This is a genomic window from Gordonia sp. ABSL11-1 (assembly GCF_030315685.1).
In the GTDB taxonomy this organism is placed as follows: domain Bacteria; phylum Actinomycetota; class Actinomycetes; order Mycobacteriales; family Mycobacteriaceae; genus Gordonia.
On the sequence record NZ_JASXSI010000004.1, the window covers coordinates 144808 to 162039 of the forward strand.

15 protein-coding genes are annotated in these 17232 nt (G+C 67.4%); 3 read left to right on the forward strand and 12 right to left on the reverse strand.

Translation table 11 applies throughout. From position 1 onward, the window contains the following. Positions 1–13 precede the first annotated feature (13 nt). A complete protein-coding gene (locus QSJ19_RS06225; protein WP_286319069.1) occupies positions 14–538 on the reverse strand; it encodes a DUF2599 domain-containing protein in 525 nt (174 codons plus the stop codon). 33 nt (positions 539–571) lie between these two features. Between QSJ19_RS06225 and QSJ19_RS06230 the strand changes: the two genes are divergently transcribed. Then, entirely contained in the window at positions 572–1693 is a 1122-nt protein-coding gene (locus QSJ19_RS06230; RefSeq protein WP_286319070.1) for a beta-mannosidase, read from the forward strand. A gap of 55 nt (positions 1694–1748) precedes the next feature. Here QSJ19_RS06230 and QSJ19_RS06235 read toward each other — a convergent pair whose 3' ends face one another. The 4 genes from QSJ19_RS06235 to QSJ19_RS06250 are packed head-to-tail and all read right to left on the reverse strand — an operon-like array spanning position 1749 to position 8447. After that, the gene (locus tag QSJ19_RS06235; protein WP_286319071.1) at positions 1749–3434 is read right to left on the reverse strand and encodes an ArnT family glycosyltransferase; all 1686 of its coding nucleotides are present in this window, start codon (positions 3432–3434) and stop codon (positions 1749–1751) included. Next, positions 3431–4966, reverse strand: a complete 1536-nt coding sequence (locus tag QSJ19_RS06240; protein WP_286319072.1) for a glycosyltransferase — start codon at positions 4964–4966, stop codon at positions 3431–3433. The genes QSJ19_RS06235 and QSJ19_RS06240 overlap by 4 nt, the downstream gene beginning before the upstream one ends. Further along, positions 4963–6492, reverse strand: a complete 1530-nt coding sequence (locus tag QSJ19_RS06245) for an archaeosortase/exosortase family protein (protein ID WP_286319073.1) — start codon at positions 6490–6492, stop codon at positions 4963–4965. Before QSJ19_RS06245 ends, QSJ19_RS06240 begins: the two co-directional genes overlap by 4 nt. Continuing rightward, positions 6489–8447 carry a hypothetical protein gene (locus tag QSJ19_RS06250; RefSeq protein WP_502876101.1) on the reverse strand — a complete coding sequence of 653 codons (1959 nt, stop codon included), beginning with the start codon at positions 8445–8447 and terminating at the stop codon, positions 6489–6491. Before QSJ19_RS06250 ends, QSJ19_RS06245 begins: the two co-directional genes overlap by 4 nt. A gap of 272 nt (positions 8448–8719) precedes the next feature. On the opposite strand from QSJ19_RS06250, the gene QSJ19_RS06255 reads away from it, so the two are divergent. Further along, positions 8720–9514, forward strand: a complete 795-nt coding sequence (locus tag QSJ19_RS06255; protein ID WP_286319075.1) for an alpha/beta fold hydrolase — start codon at positions 8720–8722, stop codon at positions 9512–9514. 51 nt (positions 9515–9565) lie between these two features. Here QSJ19_RS06255 and QSJ19_RS06260 read toward each other — a convergent pair whose 3' ends face one another. From QSJ19_RS06260 to QSJ19_RS06290, 7 genes are all read right to left on the reverse strand, one after another. Then, positions 9566–11116, reverse strand: a complete 1551-nt coding sequence (locus QSJ19_RS06260) for a carboxylesterase/lipase family protein (protein ID WP_286319077.1) — start codon at positions 11114–11116, stop codon at positions 9566–9568. 98 nt (positions 11117–11214) lie between these two features. Next, positions 11215–11988, reverse strand: a complete 774-nt coding sequence (locus QSJ19_RS06265; protein WP_286319079.1) for a LamB/YcsF family protein — start codon at positions 11986–11988, stop codon at positions 11215–11217. Between the two features lie 77 nt (positions 11989–12065). Beyond that, entirely contained in the window at positions 12066–13019 is a 954-nt protein-coding gene (rlmB, locus tag QSJ19_RS06270) for a 23S rRNA (guanosine(2251)-2'-O)-methyltransferase RlmB (RefSeq protein WP_286319080.1), read from the reverse strand. A gap of 1 nt (position 13020) precedes the next feature. Then, positions 13021–14415, reverse strand: a complete 1395-nt coding sequence (cysS, locus tag QSJ19_RS06275; RefSeq protein WP_286319083.1) for a cysteine--tRNA ligase — start codon at positions 14413–14415, stop codon at positions 13021–13023. Between the two features lie 55 nt (positions 14416–14470). Next, positions 14471–14929 carry a 2-C-methyl-D-erythritol 2,4-cyclodiphosphate synthase gene (ispF, locus tag QSJ19_RS06280; RefSeq protein WP_286319085.1) on the reverse strand — a complete coding sequence of 153 codons (459 nt, stop codon included), beginning with the start codon at positions 14927–14929 and terminating at the stop codon, positions 14471–14473. 60 nt (positions 14930–14989) lie between these two features. After that, positions 14990–15721 (reverse strand): 2-C-methyl-D-erythritol 4-phosphate cytidylyltransferase, encoded by a 732-nt coding sequence (gene ispD, locus QSJ19_RS06285; protein WP_502876102.1) that lies wholly within the window; start codon positions 15719–15721, stop codon positions 14990–14992. Positions 15722–15728: 7 nt separating this feature from the next. Further along, positions 15729–16217 (reverse strand): CarD family transcriptional regulator, encoded by a 489-nt coding sequence (locus QSJ19_RS06290; RefSeq protein WP_005169342.1) that lies wholly within the window; start codon positions 16215–16217, stop codon positions 15729–15731. A gap of 391 nt (positions 16218–16608) precedes the next feature. On the opposite strand from QSJ19_RS06290, the gene QSJ19_RS06295 reads away from it, so the two are divergent. Next, positions 16609–17187, forward strand: coding sequence for a copper chaperone PCu(A)C domain-containing protein (locus QSJ19_RS06295; RefSeq protein WP_353507121.1), 579 nt, complete (start codon positions 16609–16611; stop codon positions 17185–17187). Positions 17188–17232: the final 45 nt, after the last annotated feature.

A 17232-nucleotide genomic window follows, 5' to 3' on the forward strand; every position in this document is an offset into this window, starting at 1 on the left:
CGGCGGGGATGCGTCACTCCTCCGGCGCGCCCGGGTTGCAACGGGTCTGGATCATCACCTGATCGGTGACGACGGGCCGCGACGGCTCGATGTTCCAGCTCGGCTTGTCCGGTTCGACGGCACGCGCGAAATCCCAGTGGCAGTCGAACTGTGCCCGCATGCCCGGCGTGTCCGCGTCCGGCTCCAGCCGCAGTACCTCCGCCCAGGCGATGTCCGCACCGTCCGGGTTCTCGGTCCGTCGGCCGGCGACGGTGGGATGGATCTGGAGGCTGGGTCCGACCGCGGTCCGCACCCACTCCACATGATCGACGTACGGCGGTGGTATCACCGGGGTCGTCGACCCGGTCGCCGCGGAACTCGTCGAACCTGCCGACGACGACCCCACGACCGGCACGGCCGCGCTGCTACCGGCGTTCTCTCCCCCAGTCCCGGGCCCCTCCGCCGAGCACGCCGCCGACGACACGAGCCCCACCATCGCAAGGGACACCGCAATGACAAGACGACGACTCCCGAACCCGCACGAACGAACGACATCCATACCCCGGACCCTATCGACGAGTAGCCTTCGGCTGTGGGAAGACTTCGTGTCGCCGCGCTCTGCGCCCTCCTGATCGTGACGATCGTCGCGACCGGATGCACCGATCCGTCCGGTACCACCATTCCACCGAGCGAGACCTCCACCGACGGCGGAAAACCACGCGTGACCACCACCGACACGCACCTCCGGCTCGACGGACAGCCATGGTGGCCCACCGGATTCAACGCCTACCAACTCGGCACCGACTGGTCGGTCAACCGCGGATGCGGCGCCGCCGTCGACGTCGACGACTACTTCGATCGCCTTCCGCCGCGCGCGCTGACGCGGATCAGCCTGTTCTCCATGTTCGCCGTCGACAAGCACAGCGGGCTGCTGAATTTCGGGCCCCTCGACGCGGTGTTCGCGGCCGCGAAACGCCACCGCCAGATGGTCCTTCCGGTCCTGACCGGCGGGCCGGGCACCTGTGAGGACGACCGGTTCAAGGAACGCACCTGGTACGAATCCGGCTGGAAAACAAAGAAATCGGTGGGTGGACTCACCTTCGCCGACTGGATGCGCGCCGCGATCACCAGATGGCGCAACGAGCCGAGCCTCGTCGGCTGGGAGATGGTCGGGGAGCCCGAGGCCAGCATGTGCACAGCCCGCGGATGCGATTGGCAGGTACGTACGTGCCCGACCGGCGGCGCGGATGTCTTGCGACGCTTCTACGACGACGCCGGCGCCCGGCTACGTTCCCTCGACGACCGCCACCTGGTGTTCGCCGGCTTCATCGGCGGCGATCAATGTGGAATGGAGGGCGACGACTACGCGAAGGTCGGCGCCTCCCCCACTCTGGACGTCCTCGACTTCCACGACTACGGCACCACCCCCACCGATTTCGGCCCCGCGGGAAGCGACCTGCCCACCAGACTCGACCAGGCGCGCGCATTGAGGAAGCCACTGATCGTCGGCGAGATGGGTATCAAAGCGGGCGCCTGTCTCTCACTGCCCGATCGGGCGGATCAGTTCCGCCGCAAGATCACCGTGCAACGCGACGCCGGAACCGCCGCGGCGCTCTTGTGGGCGTTCGTCCCGGATCCACGACCGGACGACTGCACCTTCGACATCGGATACGACGGCCCGGCATGGCAGGTCGTGACCGACCTGGTCCGGTGAGGGCGGCTATGGTTCCGGCGTGTCCACGTCGACGTCCACCCGACGCGCGCCGCCCTCAGTTGACGCTGCCACCCCCGAGCAGGTCGGCCGCCGGGGACACCCGGTAGATCCGCCAGTTCGGCAGATCCGCACCCTGATTGCGGGCCTCCAGTATCAGCACCGACACCTGCGCACCGTTCTCGTACAACGTCGGGAAGCGGATGTTGAGGGCATCCGACTCACCTCGACCCGAACGCGGGACAGCGAGCATGTACTGGACATCATGCGCCGCAGGGTCATTGAGTATCTCGGTGAAGTCCTGGTCGGAGGGGATCACGAACTGTTTCGGACGCGCCGACTGCGCGATCACCGCGAAACCGTAGACGGTGTCGCAGAGTACGCTGCCCTCCGGCAGGTTCAGGCTGTCGAGGTATTCCGCGATCGACCGCTCCGTCGAGAACGAGCGGACGACACGTTGAGCATCGAGCGTCTTCTTGTCCACCGCGTCGGGATTCGGCATGACGATGCTCTGCAGGGCGAACTCCTGAGGAGCGTACTTCGGTGACGTCATGCCGTAGGCGGTGACCGGTATGGCCACGACCATCGTCACGATCGCGATCGCCGTCAGTGCCCGGATCTGCCGTCGGTGTCCGGTGACCACCGGCGGGATCTGTGCGTGTCGTCCGAGCCGGCGTCGCGGTGCCACACGGCGCGCGGGAACCGCGAGCAGCGCGATGATCGCGGCGAGCAGGACGACCGTCATGTAGAACCGCAGGAAGCCGAACGTGGATCCCTTGGAGTAGCTGTAGATCTGGAACAACAGCACACCGCCGATCAGCGGGAGCGGCGCCAGCAGCGGATACAGCCGATGCCGCCGCTGTCGTAAGGCCAGCACGATCACGAGCAGCAGCGGGAACAGCGGCGCGAGGATGGTGAGCTCGACGATGGAGAACTGCAGCGCACTGGTCGCAGTGTCGGAGCCACTGCCGCCGGATTCGGCGATGATCGACGAGTTGCCGTACTCGGAGGTGAACTGGGCGAACAGGTTACCGGTGATCAGCCAGCTTGTGAGGGCCCAGATCACGAAGGCGACGAACGCAGGCAGCGCGACGAGCGCGACGTCGAGCAATGCGCGCATGACCCGGTCGGTGCGATCGGGCCGTCGGTAGCTGACGGTGGCCACCAGCAGCCCGGCACCGAGCGCCGCGGCCGCGCCGTCATAGCGGGTCAGATAGGCGAATCCGAGTGCCATTCCCGTGGTCACGAGGTCGTGCACGTCGTCGGTGTCCACCCACCTCATGCCACGTCGCACCGCCCACGCGAGGAAGAACAGATACGGCGCCTCACTCATCCCGTTGGCCGCGTAGAAGATGATCATCGGGTTGATCGCGTAACACGCGGTGACCGCGATCGATATCGCCGGGGACAGACCACGATCGCGGGCGATGCCCGACACCTGGATGACCGAGCCGGCCATGAACGCCGACGACATCACCGCCGCCGACAGCGCCGACGTCGTCATCGCCGGGAACAGCGGGGTCAGGGCCGTCAGCGGGAGCTGGATGATCGCGGTCAGCGGGGTGAAGATGAAGCCGATGGCCGACAGGTGCGGGTCGCGACTGAACAGCACACTCTGCGCCGACTGCACGCGAGACAGTGAGTCACCCACGTACAGACGGACATCCGCGGCAAGATAGACGCCGACGGCGAGGTAGAGCAGCCACACGACGACGAACAGCCCGACGATCCGGCGCCGGCTCATGGCGTGCCGCCCTCGGTCGCCCGGGCCGCACCCGCATCCGCATCCGAGACCGCTGAATCGTCGGCTTCGTCCTTGGACCCGGTGGCCAGTCCGTGGAAGGTCTTCTCCCAGTACGACGGGTTGACGAGCATCTGCCACATGCCCTTGATCGCCGCGACGCTCATCATCACCCAGTACACCGGCACCAGCAGTGCCGACCACATCAGTCCACTGCGACCGTCCTCCCGGATCGCGACCAGGTTCATGTAGATGGCGGCGCCGTTGCCGAAGATCAGCGAGATCAACGACAGATAGTAGATCGGTCCCGGGAAGATGTCGGCGAAGACCTTGGGCTGCCCGGCGATCCAGACCACCATGATGAGCCAGAACACCATGTTCATGCAGGCGATGAGCGGTGTCCCCGCGATCAGGAGGGTGAACCGGTACCAGGCGACCGGACCCAGGATCCGCCACAGATCCACCGGCCGGCGCATGTGCACCAGCCACGTCTGCATGTAGCCCTTGTACCACCGGGATCGCTGACGAACCCAGTTGATCGCGTCGACGTTCGCCTCTTCGAGTGTCAGCGAATCCAGGACGGCGGTGCGATAGCCGTTGCCTGCGATACGGACCCCCAGATCGGCGTCCTCGGTGACGTTGAACGGATCCCACGCGCCGATGTCGTCGAGGACCTGTCGGAGGAAGTGATTGGACGTGCCGCCCAACGGGATCGGCGCGCGACTGGCCATCAGACCCGGCAGCAGGTAGCTGAACCAGATGCCGTAGTCGGCGACGAACCACTCTGTCAGGATGTTGTCGCGGGCGTTGTGGAAGTTGAGCTTTCCCTGGACGCAGACGACGGTCTCGTCCTCGGCCCGGAAGGCCGCGACCGCACGGCGCAATTGCAGCGGATCGGGCAGATCCTCGGCGTCGTAGATCGCGACGATGTCGCCGGTGGCGAAATGCAGACCGTAGTTGCATGCCTTGGGTTTCGTCCGCGGATCGGCAGGCGGGACGAGAACCACGGTGACCAGATCATGAGACCCCATGTCCCGAGCCGCCTCGATCGTCGGCTCGTCGTCGGCCTCGAGGAGGAGGAGCACCTGGAGCTTGTCGTGGGGATACTCGAGCGACTCCATGGCGGCGATCAGGTCGCCGACGACCTCCGGTTCACCGTAGGCCGGCACGAGCACCGTGTAGAGCGGCAGCTCGTCGTCGGGGATCATCCGGGCCTCGTCGTCGGGGATCACGATCGCGCCGTTCACCAGACCGCGCCGGAAGATGGTCAGCCGGTCGATGAGAGCCAGGATGTAGACGACCGTCGCGATCGACACCAGCCCGGCAACGGCGGGGATGGTGAACAACACGAGCAGGACGATGATCACCGCGGCGCCGATCGCACCCAGGATCTTCTGCCCGCGGCTGAACGGCACCGAGGCGGTCATCTGGGAGTCGATGTCGCGGAGACGTTCGACGGCGTCGTAGAGTGCGGCATGCCGGTACTCCGGATCGTCGAGCAGTTCGGCGACCTCGCGGTCGTTGCGCGGGGTCATCGGGCGTCGTCCTCAGTGATCGCATCGACCTGCGCGTCGATCAGATCACCCGCGGTCTGGACGAGCAGGTCGCGATCCTTGAACTGCGGCTCGAGGTCGACGGTGACCGAGTTGCCCCGGAACAGCACCGTGACAAAGGTGTTCAGATTGCGGGCCACCGTCATCTCCGGACGGGGGAACTCGGCGTCGGCGTCGTGGTTGTCGACGGAGATGACCGTGACGCGCTGTGTCCGTGTCCCGTTGTTCCATTGCCAGAAGATGCGGTTGAAGGTCAGATAGCTCTGGTCGTCGACGACGGTCTGCAGATGTCCGGTGACCCCGTGGGGCAGTGCGACGGGCTGGGTTTCGCTGATGCGATCCCCGACGAGGTCGTAGACGAATGTGAAGGGGTAGACGTCGAAGCGCAGCGGATACCGGGTCTCGATGGCGTTGACGACGACCTTGCGTGGCCGTGCGAACTTGTCGAATGCGAGACTCCCCTTGGCCTGGAACAGATCCTGGGTCGTCATGATGGACCCGCGGCCGTACAGTCGGGTGATCCAGTCGTACTCGTTCACATCGCCGGCCACCCAGTTGGACGGCACGACGAGCGGAGGCCGCGTGTCGAGGCCCGGTACCTCGGTGTTCTCGGTCGTCCCGAAGCTCGGGATCGGGATGAAGAACATCCCGACGGCGAACACCACGATCACCCATGCGGGTCGCCCGACTCTCGGCACCGACACGGGGATCATGTCGCGGCCGAGTGGCGTCCACGAGTCCTTGTGCCGACGACGATAATCCACGTACAGCCAGGCACTCGCGACGAGCGCGGCACCCACACACGGAAGGGTCTGATAGACCCAGCCGGGTGCGCTCGGGTGGAAGTGACGCAGGCTGACCAGGGTGATGACCCCGACCGTCGTCGTGATCGCCGCGCCGAACAGCCCGCGACGCACGGTGCGACCGGTCGCCACCCCGCTCGCCACCGCGCCGAAGGCGATCATCACCCCGCCGGCCGCCCACGGCCCTCCCCCGAGTAGGAGGACTGCGACGCGGTAGGGCACCGGGAAGATCATCAACAACAGGAACCACGGCCACTTGTAGCGGGCAACCGGCCGCAGGCCGAACACGAGGATGCAGCTGCCGAGCAGGAACATCCACAGTGCGAGCAGATCCACGTGGGTGGTGAGATAGGACGTTGCGTACCGCAGGTTCATGACCGTGAACGTCAGCGAGACGATCAACACGACGATCCCGACGATGACGTCGGTCTGGCGGTCGCGGATCGGGAGCTCATCACCCCGCCGCCACGACGTGCCGATCGCCGCGATGACGACGAGCAGGATGACCGCGGGAAGATAGGCGATCGCGGTCTGCGCCCGCATCTCGATAGCCAACGCGCCCAGGGTCGGCCAGAACGCCACGATCGTCGCGTCCAGCACCAGCAGCCACCGCAGAGCGATCTGTGCCGACGTGTTGCCCGACAACCGCTCTCGGAAGCCGGGACCGCGTGCCGCCGGGGCGGGCGCGATGTCGGTCACCGTCATCCGGCGGCCGACCGCTCGCGACGTCGCCGCACGAGCAGCGTGCCGCCGATCACCGCGCCGACCAGGATCGCGGCACCGACGAGGACGCCGACGACGGTGCCCCACGAACCCGTCGACCTGGTGTCCTCGCTCTCCGGGTTGATCGCTGTCGAGTTCACCGCGACGGGGTCGTTGCCGGCGATCTTCATGACCGCGTCACCGTCGACCTCGCCCCATCGCTGATCGGTGGACAGATAGTCGAGCAGCGAGTCGAGATCGCCGGAGTCGTTCGTGGAGGTGGCGACCAGCACACTGCGGTCACCCGATCGGGTCACCTCGAGCGCCCCGAAACTGATCCCCGGGTCCAGGGTCACCGACGACGACCCGCCGCCCGGCGAGACGACGCTGAGCTTGCGGCCATCCGCACGCAACGGCAGGTCCAGTGACGGCAAACCCGTCCCGTCCGCCGAGATCAGGATCGCGGGTTGATCGGACGACGAGGCGGAATCCATCGACACCACGTCGAGACCGAGCGGCACCGCCGACATCCCCTGCAGACCGGCGGCGATCGACACCGCCCGCGACACGTCCCCGACGTCGCCCTTCGTCCACGCGAGCTGGGTGCGCGGCATCAGCGACTGCGGCAACGACTGGAAACCCTGCGGCTGCGGCGGATCGGCCGCCGCCTCGGAGCGGACCTCTCCGGACGAGCTGAGGCTGAGCGTGCTGCGGTACCCGTTGCCGCAGCCCTCACTCAGATCACCGCGCTGCAGCACCAGGGAGATCGGGGTGTAGCGGCGGACGACGTCGTCGGGGATGTCGACCCACTGGTTGTACGACCCGGACTCATCGGTCGGGATCGTCGCTATCGTGCGGTCACCGGAACGGACGGCGACGAGACCGTCGCTGTCGCGGGGGCCCGGGCTGTACGAGCCCGAGAGCTGGACGCTGATGCTCTTCGACGGGCGGCCGAGGCGCGTCTGGTCGATACCGAAGTCGATCGTCGGCCACGACGCCGACGTCACCGACTGGTCGCCGATGCCCAGGTCGCCGAGTGTCTGCACCGACGGTGCGATCTGCGGCGCGTTGTGCAGCGACCCGGCCACGGCGGCCGAACTCAACGCGATGGGTGCCATGTTCGACGTGAGGAACTGGGTCTGGGTGACGAGTTCGTCGGCCGAGCCGCCGATGACGAGATATGCCGACCCGTCATCGGACTGTAGCGACAGACCGGGATTCGCCTGGGTGTTGATGACGATCTGGCGCTCGAGCGGTCCCGGCACGGTCGGCGGCGTCATGTTCGAGCGTGGCAGCGCCACGGTCCGGATCGGGACCTGCGCGGCACCGTAATTCGCGACGACGGCGGTCGCGAGGTTGACCGCAGCGGCACCCTCGGCCTGCTGCACGTCGTCGGGGATGTAGATCGTGAGACCGCGCAGAATCGGCGGCAGGAACTCGGCCACCGAATCCGGGATCGCCTCGCGGCCGGTATAGGACACGGTCGCATTCACCATTCGGAATGCGTTCTCGGGATCGAACTGGCACAACCCCTCGACCCGGAGATACGCCCGCAGAACGATATCCGCGCCATTCTGGTCGACTCGTAGTCCGCGCAGCGGTAATTCGATCGGCGAATTGGGTTCCGGATTGATCGGCGTCCGCGAGATCAGCCTTTCGTCCTGCAAGACGTCGACGCTGCCCCCGGTCACGAACGCCGGCAGCTCGGTCAGGCCGCGCAACACCGATGGCGTGAGATTCTGCGGCACGGGCAAACTCATGCTGACCTCGCCCTGCTGACCAGGAAAGGAGATCGTCGACGACGATCCGAGATCCTGCAGGCTCATCGGCGGCGGCGGATCTCCCGGGGCGGCCGCGGACGGTGCTGCGAAACCGATGAGGGACGCGATCACCGCCGCGACGAGGATGACGACCGAAACCCTACGGCTTCCACAGCGAGAACTCTGGCGCACAACCATCGGGCCCTTTCAGACATGATGCGCGGATACTCGGCGGGACAACATACTCCACTGGATCTTTCAGAAAGAAACTATCGGAACAACCGGGCGTCGGCATTGCCAATGGACGGAGGTTTGCCGATCGGTGGCGTCGCCGTCGACTTCGGACCGCCATCGCACTGGGTCTGCGTTGTCCGTCTGCGTTGTCCGTCTGCTTGTCGTTGTGGGATCGAGTCACAACCGTTTCCTGCCGGCCACGTGTGGTCTGCGACGATGGCGGGGTGTCCAGCGTCATGACAGGTGAGCGTATCGACGGGGGCGTCTACGTCGACCTCGGGGAAAGGCGGATCTGGCATTTCGTCGGCGGCGAGCCATCCGGCCAGCCGACGGTCCTGCTCCACGGCGCCTTCGGTTCGGCGTCGGCGTGGGGCGCGCAGTTCGCCGACCTCACATCCGCGGGCCTGGCCATCCACGCACCCGAGCGCAGCGGACACGGACACTCACCCGACCACCATGGTCCGTTCACGTATTCGGACATGGTGGCCGAGACCATCGCCTACCTCGAGGAGCAGGTCCAGGGCCCCGCGCACCTGATCGGCTGGAGCGATGGTGCGGTGATCGCGCTGTTGGTGGCCAAATACCGCCCCGACCTCGTCAACCGTGTCGTCGTGGTGTCGTTCTACGTCAATCGCGCCGATCAGGACGCGGACGAGTTCTTCCGGTTGATCGAGTCGCGGGACAGCGCGACCGTCGATTTCCTGCGCAGCGGCTACGTCGACATCACGCCTGACGGCCCCGACCACTTCGATGTCGTCTACGACAAGACGGTGTCCATGCTCGCGCACGAGCCGGCCTACGACTACGCGGAGTTCACCGATGTCGACGTACCGATCCTGCTCGTCGCGGCGGATCGAGGGGTGGCACGTGTCGATCACATCCTCGCGCTGTCGCGTGCACTGCCGCAGGCGCGTCTCGCCGTCCTGCCGGGCACGCACATCCTGCCCGTCGAGTCACCTGAGCTGTTCAACCCGCTGGTCGTGGCGTTCCTGACGGCCGATCCCCCGAGCCACTGGGTGCCGCACCCCTGAGGCGACACCGTCACGGGAAACGGCTCGCCGGGGTCGATCGAGGCCGGCGACTCACGCCGATGCGTGTACGCGCTGCCACGCTGCGCGGCGGGCGCCGTCCGGATCGGACTGCACACGGTCGGGGTCGTCGATGATCAGCACGCGACGGGTCTCGGTGTCGTAGACCGGCCAGCCCACACCCGGGACACCGCCGGTCGCGAAGGCTCCCCACCGGTCCTGCACGTCGGCGATCACCCGGCCCGTCGACCGCCAGTCGCCCACCGCGAGACCTGCGCCGATCGCGGTGCGGTAGGCACCGAACACCGCGAACATCTCCGTCGCATGGGTTGCGCCCATGCCGGTCGCGGCGAGGACACGGGTCCGGAAGTCGTAGCGATAGACCCAGGTCGGGGCGACGGCACTGTGTCCTTCGGCGAAGGCCACCATCGGTGCCCAGAACACCGAATCGGCGGTGAGTTGGACGTCGTCGCGCTTACCGCCCGAATAGAGCGCGCGGATCTCGCGTCGATCCTGCTCGTCGGTCACGCGCAGCAGCGATTTCTCCGCGTCCGGCAGCACGTTCCACAGGCGGGTGAACAGCTGTCCCTCGTCGTGATTGCTGCCGATGATGAGCGGCACCGGCAACGTCCGGCCCGCCGCGACGACCGCCAGCGGCGCCTCCTGCAGGTACTCACCGTCGACGACCGGCCCGAACGGGATCGGGTCGAGACCCTCGACACGCCGGGCGAACGACATGAGCAGGTTGCCTGCGCGGAGGACGTCCTGTGCGGACGACCGGGCGAGCAGTCGCTGCGCCTCGTCGGAAGGGATCGGGTCGGCATCGGGGTCGACCGCGGTGGGCCGACGATCCGGATCGCGCAGAAAGCGCACGAACTCGTCGGCGAAGGTGTGCGCGGCGTCGGACGAGATCACGAGTTCGGGGGCGGGACTCTCCGCGATCGCCCGCACGAACAGGCCCTCGGCGGCCGGGGTGCTCAGCAACGAGATGACCGCCGATCCGCCGGCGCTCTCGCCGAACACGGTGACATTCGCGGGGTCGCCACCGAAAGCAGCGATGTTGCGCTGCACCCACTGCAGTGCCGCTACCTGGTCCTTGAGCCCCAGATTGGAGTCGAACGGCCGGTCCTCGGTCGCGAACGCTCCGAGGTCCAGATAGCCGAACGGCCCGAAACGGTACTGCACGGTCACGACGATCACGTCTTGCGACCGGGCCAGGAGCGAACCGTCGTAGAGCGGCGTCGCCGCCGTACCCAGGATGTAGGCGCCACCGTGGATGAAGACCATCACCGGTCGCGGTGTGGGAGACGGACGGTCCGGCGCGAAGACGTTCAGGGTGAGGCAGTCCTCCCCCATCGGCTGGTACTTGCCGGGCGCGACCGCGGTGAACCGCTTCTCCTGGATCGCCGCCTTCGCGAATCGCGTGCAGTCGCGCACGCCAGGCCACGGATGGACCGGCTGCGGGTCTCGAAAGCGGAGCCCGGCGACCGGCGGCGCCGCGAACGGGATGCCCTTCCAGCTGATCGTGCCGCGCCGGGTGCGCTTGCCCGGGGAACCCTCGACGATGCCATCGGCGGTGGTAACCCTGCTATCGATCGATGTCATGTCACCCAACATAGTGGACACGCCGTGAACACCGCCGGAGGCCCGTGACGACCGTCACATGCCCGGCGCCGACGGCGACCTCAGAAATGCCGAATCGATCAGCGGCGCTGCGCCGCCGACGACACGACCACCCCCGCGTCGGTGAGCGCCGCGCGGACCGCGCGCGCATGCTCGACCGCTCCCGGGGTGTCGCCGTGGAGGCAGATCGATTCCGCCGACACCTCCACGCGTGACCCGTCGATCGCGATGACCTCACCGCGCTCGACCAACGTGACGACCCTTCGAGCAATCTCCGCGGCGTCGGTCAGGACAGCATCCGGCTCCGACCGCGGCACCAACGACCCGTCCGGGCGATAGGCGCGGTCCGCGAACGCCTCGGTGATCACCGCGACGCCGCGCTCCTCCGCGCGACGCAACGAGAGCGACCCGGGCAGGCCCATCAACGGCAGCGAGCCACCGAGTTCGACGATGGCCTCGACGACGGCGTCGGCCTGCCGCTCGTGCGAGACGATCGAGTTATACAGCGCCCCATGCGGTTTCACGTACTCGACACTCGATCCGACCGATCTCGCGATCGCGTCGAGCGCACCGATCTGATAAAGGATGTCGGCCGTCAGCTGCGCCGGTTCGACGTCCATGAACCGTCGGCCGAATCCTTCCCGGTCGGGATAGGAGACCTGGGCCCCGATACGAACACCTGCCGCGACGGCCGCGCGGCACGTGGCGACCAGTTCGAGGGGTGTACCGGCATGGAAGCCGCAGGCAACGTTCGCACTGGTGACGACCGCGACCATGGCCTCGTCGTCGCCCACGCCCTCCCCGAGATCGGCGTTGAGGTCGACCTTCGGACCCGCGGGCGATGAGTTCGACATGGAGCCGAGTCTAGTGAGGCGTCACCCGGTTGCCGCCGGCGTGATCTGGCTTGCCGTCGGCGAGATCGGCGTTGCCGTCAGCGCCGACGCTGGCGGGCGAACTCCGCGAGCACGACGCCCGCCGCAACCGAGGCGTTGAGACTCTCGACGTTTCCGGCCATGGGGATCGACAGGATCGAGTCACAGGTCTCACGGACCAGGCGCGACAGCCCCTTGCCTTCGGAGCCGACGACGATGACCGTCGGCCCGGTGCCGTCGTAGTCGTCGAGCGTGACATCGCCCCCGGTGTCGAGTCCGACGAGCTGAGCCCCCGACTCGGCCCAATCCTTCAGCGTGCGAGTCAGATTCGATGCCTGCGCGACCGGTAGTCGAGCGGCCGCACCGGCGCTGGTCCGCCACGCCACCGCGGTGACACTCGCGCTACGACGCTGCGGGATCACCACGCCGTGCCCACCGAACGCCGCGACCGAGCGGATGACCGCGCCGAGGTTGCGGGGATCGGTGATGTTGTCGAGCGCCACCAGCAGTGGCGGTGTGCCGCTGTCGATGGCCGCGCGCATCAGGTCGTCCGGGTGGGCGTACTGATACTCCGGGACCTGGAGGGCGATGCCCTGATGCAGACCGTTCGACGACAACCGGTCGAGTTCCGGTTTACCGACCTCGAGGATGGACACACCGGTGTCTCCGGCGAACTTGACCGCCTCGGCGACACGCTCGTCGGGTTCGGAGTTCGTCGCGATGTAGAGGGCGGTCGCCGGGACGCCCGCACGCAGGCACTCCAGCACCGGATTGCGACCGAGGACGTACTCGGGCCCGTCGTCCTTGCGGCGGTTGCCCCCACCACGACCGGCCACCGACTTCGCCGCGGCCTTGGCACGCTTGTGCGCCGGATGGTACGGACGATCGACAGCCTTGGGCGTTGCGCCACGGCCCTCGAGACCGCGTCGTCGCTGACCGCCGGAACCGACGGTCTGCCCCTTCTTGCTGCCCGTCTTACGGACCGCGCCCTTACGTTTCGAGTTACCGGCCATGTCAGGAGGTTCCCTTCAGCGACCACTGCGCACCATCGGGGGTATCGGTGACCTCGATGCCCGCCTCGGCGAGCCGGTCCCGCACCGCATCCGCGGTGGCCCAGTCCTTGTCGGCGCGCGCCTGCGCGCGCCGCTGCAATTCGGCGCGCACGAGCACGTCCAGTGCTGTGGTGGCGGCGGACTCGTCGGCGCCCTCGTCGACCCAATGTGCGTCGAGCGGATCGACACCGAGGATGCCCATCATCGCCCGCACCGACGACGCCGCCGCGAGCGCACCGGTCCCGTCCCCGGACTCGAGGGCCGTATTGCCCTGTCGCACAGCGTTGTGCACCGCGGCCAGGGCTGCGGGGACCCCCAGGTCGTCGTCGAGGGCGACGGCGAACTCATCCGGGATGTCGCCGACCGGGACGTCGCCGACGCGCGCGGACACCCGGGCCACGAAGGACTCGACCCGACGGTAACCGGCAGCGGCCTCGGTGAGCGCACCGTCTGAGTACTCCAGCATCGATCGGTAATGGGCGCTGCCGAGGTAATAGCGCAGTTCGACGGCCCGCACACGTTGCAGCATCGCCGGGATCGACACGACGTTGCCGAGCGACTTGCTCATCTTCTCCCCGCCCATGGTCACCCAGCCGTTGTGTAACCAGTAGCGCGCGAACGGATCTCCGGCGCCGTGCGCCTGCGCGATCTCGTTCTCGTGATGCGGGAAGATGAGATCCATTCCGCCACAGTGGATATCGAACTCGGGACCGAGCAGTGACGTGGCCATCGCCGAGCATTCCAGGTGCCAGCCGGGGCGGCCGGGGCCCCATGGCGTGGGCCACGACGGCTCGTCGGGTTTGGCCGCCTTCCACAGCGTGAAGTCGCGGGCGTCCCGCTTGCCGGTGCCTGCACTCTCGCCCTGGTGCACGTCGTCGAGACGATGCCCCGACAACGCGCCGTAGTCGGGCAGGCTGAGCACGTCGAAGTAGACGTTCCCGTCGGACGCATAGGCGTGACCGCGCTCGATCAGCCGTTCCATGTACTCGACCATCTGCGTGATGAACCCGGTGGCCCGCGGCTCACCCGACGGCGGCAGCACGCCGAGCGCGTCGTAGGCCGTGTCGAAGGCGCGCTCGTGCGTGGCGGCCCACTCCCACCAAGGCCGGCCGGCCTCCTCGGCTTTGCGGAGGATCTTGTCCTCGATGTCGGTGACGTTGCGGACGAACAGGACGTCGAGGCCCTTGTGTTCGAGCCAGCGGCGCAGCACGTCGAAGGCGATGCCGCTGCGGACGTGGCCGATGTGTGGGACACCCTGGACGGTCGCGCCACACAGGTACACCGAAGCGTGTCCGGGGTGCAGCGGGACGAAGTCGCGCACCTCTCGGGTAGCGGTGTCAAACAGGCGCAAGGTCACGACGAGCAATCCTACCTGGTCAGATTCGCCATCCGGGACCCGACGGCCGTCCCCGTCAGCCGAGCAGTGCGGTCGCGATGGCGGCCACGCCCTCGCCCCGGCCGGTCATCCCCAGTCCGTCGGTGGTCGTCGCCGAAACCGACACCGGCGCGCCGAGCGCAGCACCGAGCACCTGCTGGGCTTCTTCGCGGCGTGGACCGATCTTGGGCCGGTTGCCGATCACCTGCACCGCGGCGTTGACGATCGTGAGTCCCTGGGCGGTGACCAGTTCGCGGACGTGTTCGAGCATGGCGACGCCGGAGACGCCCTCCCATTCGGGACGTCCGGTTCCGAACACGGATCCGACGTCGCCGAGGCCGGCGGCCGAGAGCACCGCGTCACAGAGGGCGTGGGCGCCGACGTCACCGTCGGAATGGCCTTCACACCCGGGCGCGTCGGGGAAGTGCAGACCGACCATCCAGCACGATGTGCCGCCGACGACGCGGTGTGCGTCGCTGCCGATGCCGACTCTCATGGGTGCGCTCCTGGGGCGGGTGGTCTCGATACGCGCCGGACTCGTTGCGCTCGTGCGACGCTACTCGACCGGCGGAGGTGGCTCCGCGACGATGTCGCGCACGATCCGCAGATCCCAGGGCGTGGTGATCTTCAGCGCCAACGGATCGCCGGCGACGACATGGACCGGGATACCGCAACGCTCTGCCAGGCCGGCGTCGTCGGTGGCGAGGCCGGAGGTGTCGGCGTGCGCGGCGAGCAGCGCGTCGCGCGTGAAACCCTGCGGCGTCTGCACCGCACGCAGGAGGTCGCGGTCGACCGTGGCGACGACACGTTCGGAACCGGCGGCCGATCGTGGCTCGATCTGTTTGAGGGTGTCCGTGACGGGCAGTCCCGGCACCACGGCCGGGTGGCCCGAACGGACGGCCGCGACGACCCGACCGAACACCGCGGACGGGGTGAGGGGTCGGGCGGCGTCGTGGACGAGCAAAACCTCGGAGGCGCTTCCGGCAGCATCGATACCCGCCCGGACGGAGTCCGATCTGTGCGCCCCACCGGCGACGACGATCGCATCGGGGACCAAGCCCCGAGCTCTTTCGACGAGATCGGCCGGAACGACGACCACGACGGTCGTCGCAACGCCGGCATCGACGACACCTGCGACACAGACCTCGAGAATCGTCCGGCCGTGCAGGTCGACGAAAGCCTTGGGAACCGGTTCGCCGAGTCGGGTTCCCGACCCGGCGGCCGGGATGATCACGCCGACCGTCACGCCGGCCGCGACCGTGTCCGGGTCGCCGATGGCAGTCACCACGAATGCGTCAGGACGCGGCGGCGAGGACCTCGTCGAGAATGCTGGTGGCCTTCTCGTCGTCGGTGTTCTGTGCCAGCGACAGTTCGTCGACGAGCACCCGACGTGCGCGGGTCAGCATGCGCTTCTCGCCTGCCGACAGACCGCGGTCCTGCTCGCGACGCCACAGGTCACGAACAATTTCGGCGACCTTGATGATGTCGCCGGAGATGAGCTTCTCCTGGTTCGCCTTGAACCGTCGGGCCCAGTTGGTGGGTTCCTCCGTGTGCGGGGCGCGTAGCACCTGGAAAACCTGGTCGAGACCCTCTTCGCCGACGACGTCACGAACGCCGACGTACTCCAGCTTCGTCGAGGGGATCTGAACGGTCATGTCACCATCGGCAACTTTGAGAACGAGGTATTCGATCTGCTCACCTTTGATGGTCCGAGTCACGATGTCCTCGACCCGAGCAGCACCGTGATGTGGGTAGACAACGGTGTCGCCAACTTTGAAATTCAATGTTCCGTGCCCCTTTCGAGTACAGCCAGTCTAGCACGGGCGTCCGAGAGCGCCCACCCAACGGTGCAGGTCAAGGCCATGAACGAACGCCGAGCGCGCTGACACCAGGGCCGGTGGACCAGCGTAAACACCCACTGTGATCCCCCTCGCAGCGGCGTCACGCCAGGCCCCGGACACACTCCGCCGCACCAGGTTCGCGACACCAATCGGGCACCCGATCGGACTTTTGCCACCCATGCCCACTACGCTGCGTAGTGCAGGGTTCGCGACATGTGCGTATCGGCCTTCGATTACCTGGGAGGAACGGGTGTCTGTGCTTCGGAAAACCGCTCGGCGTTCGGCTGTGCGTACGGTCAATGGACGTGCGATCGGAGGGCGGACGCTCAGGGCGGTGACGGTCGCCGCCTTCGGCATCGCACTCGCGATGGGCAGCACCGCCTGCGGTGCGGGTCAGATCTCGCAGACCGCGAATCAGGAGCCGGCGGTGAACGGCAACACCGCCAACGTCGGTTCGATGCAGCTGCGCAACGTGCAGATCATCTATCCCGCAGACAAGGCCGACGAGGTGTTCGGCAACGGTGGCCCCTTCCAGGTCTCGTTCGTGATCAGCAACATCGACCCCGTGGAGAACGATCGCCTGCTCGGCATCGACGCCCCCCAGGGCGGATCGGTGACATTGGCCGGCAACACCGAGATCCCGGCCGGGCAGGCGCTGCGCGCCGGGAAGCCGATCGGGCTGCTCGAGCCGGAGGACATCCAGACCACCGACGAGCAGAAACGCCTGACCGTCACGCTGTCGAACGCCGGCGACTCGGTCGCCCCCGGCCTCACCACGCCGCTGACGTTCCGCTTCGAGAAGTCCGGTTCGATCACCATGAACACCCCGGTCGACTCCGGCACCTACCTCATCCGGCAGGACAAGGTCCGCCAGGCCGAGGCGCCCGCCGAAGGGCACTCCGGCGGCCACTGAACCCACCATTGCGCCTCGCGCACAAGGCTTTTTCGATCCACCCCG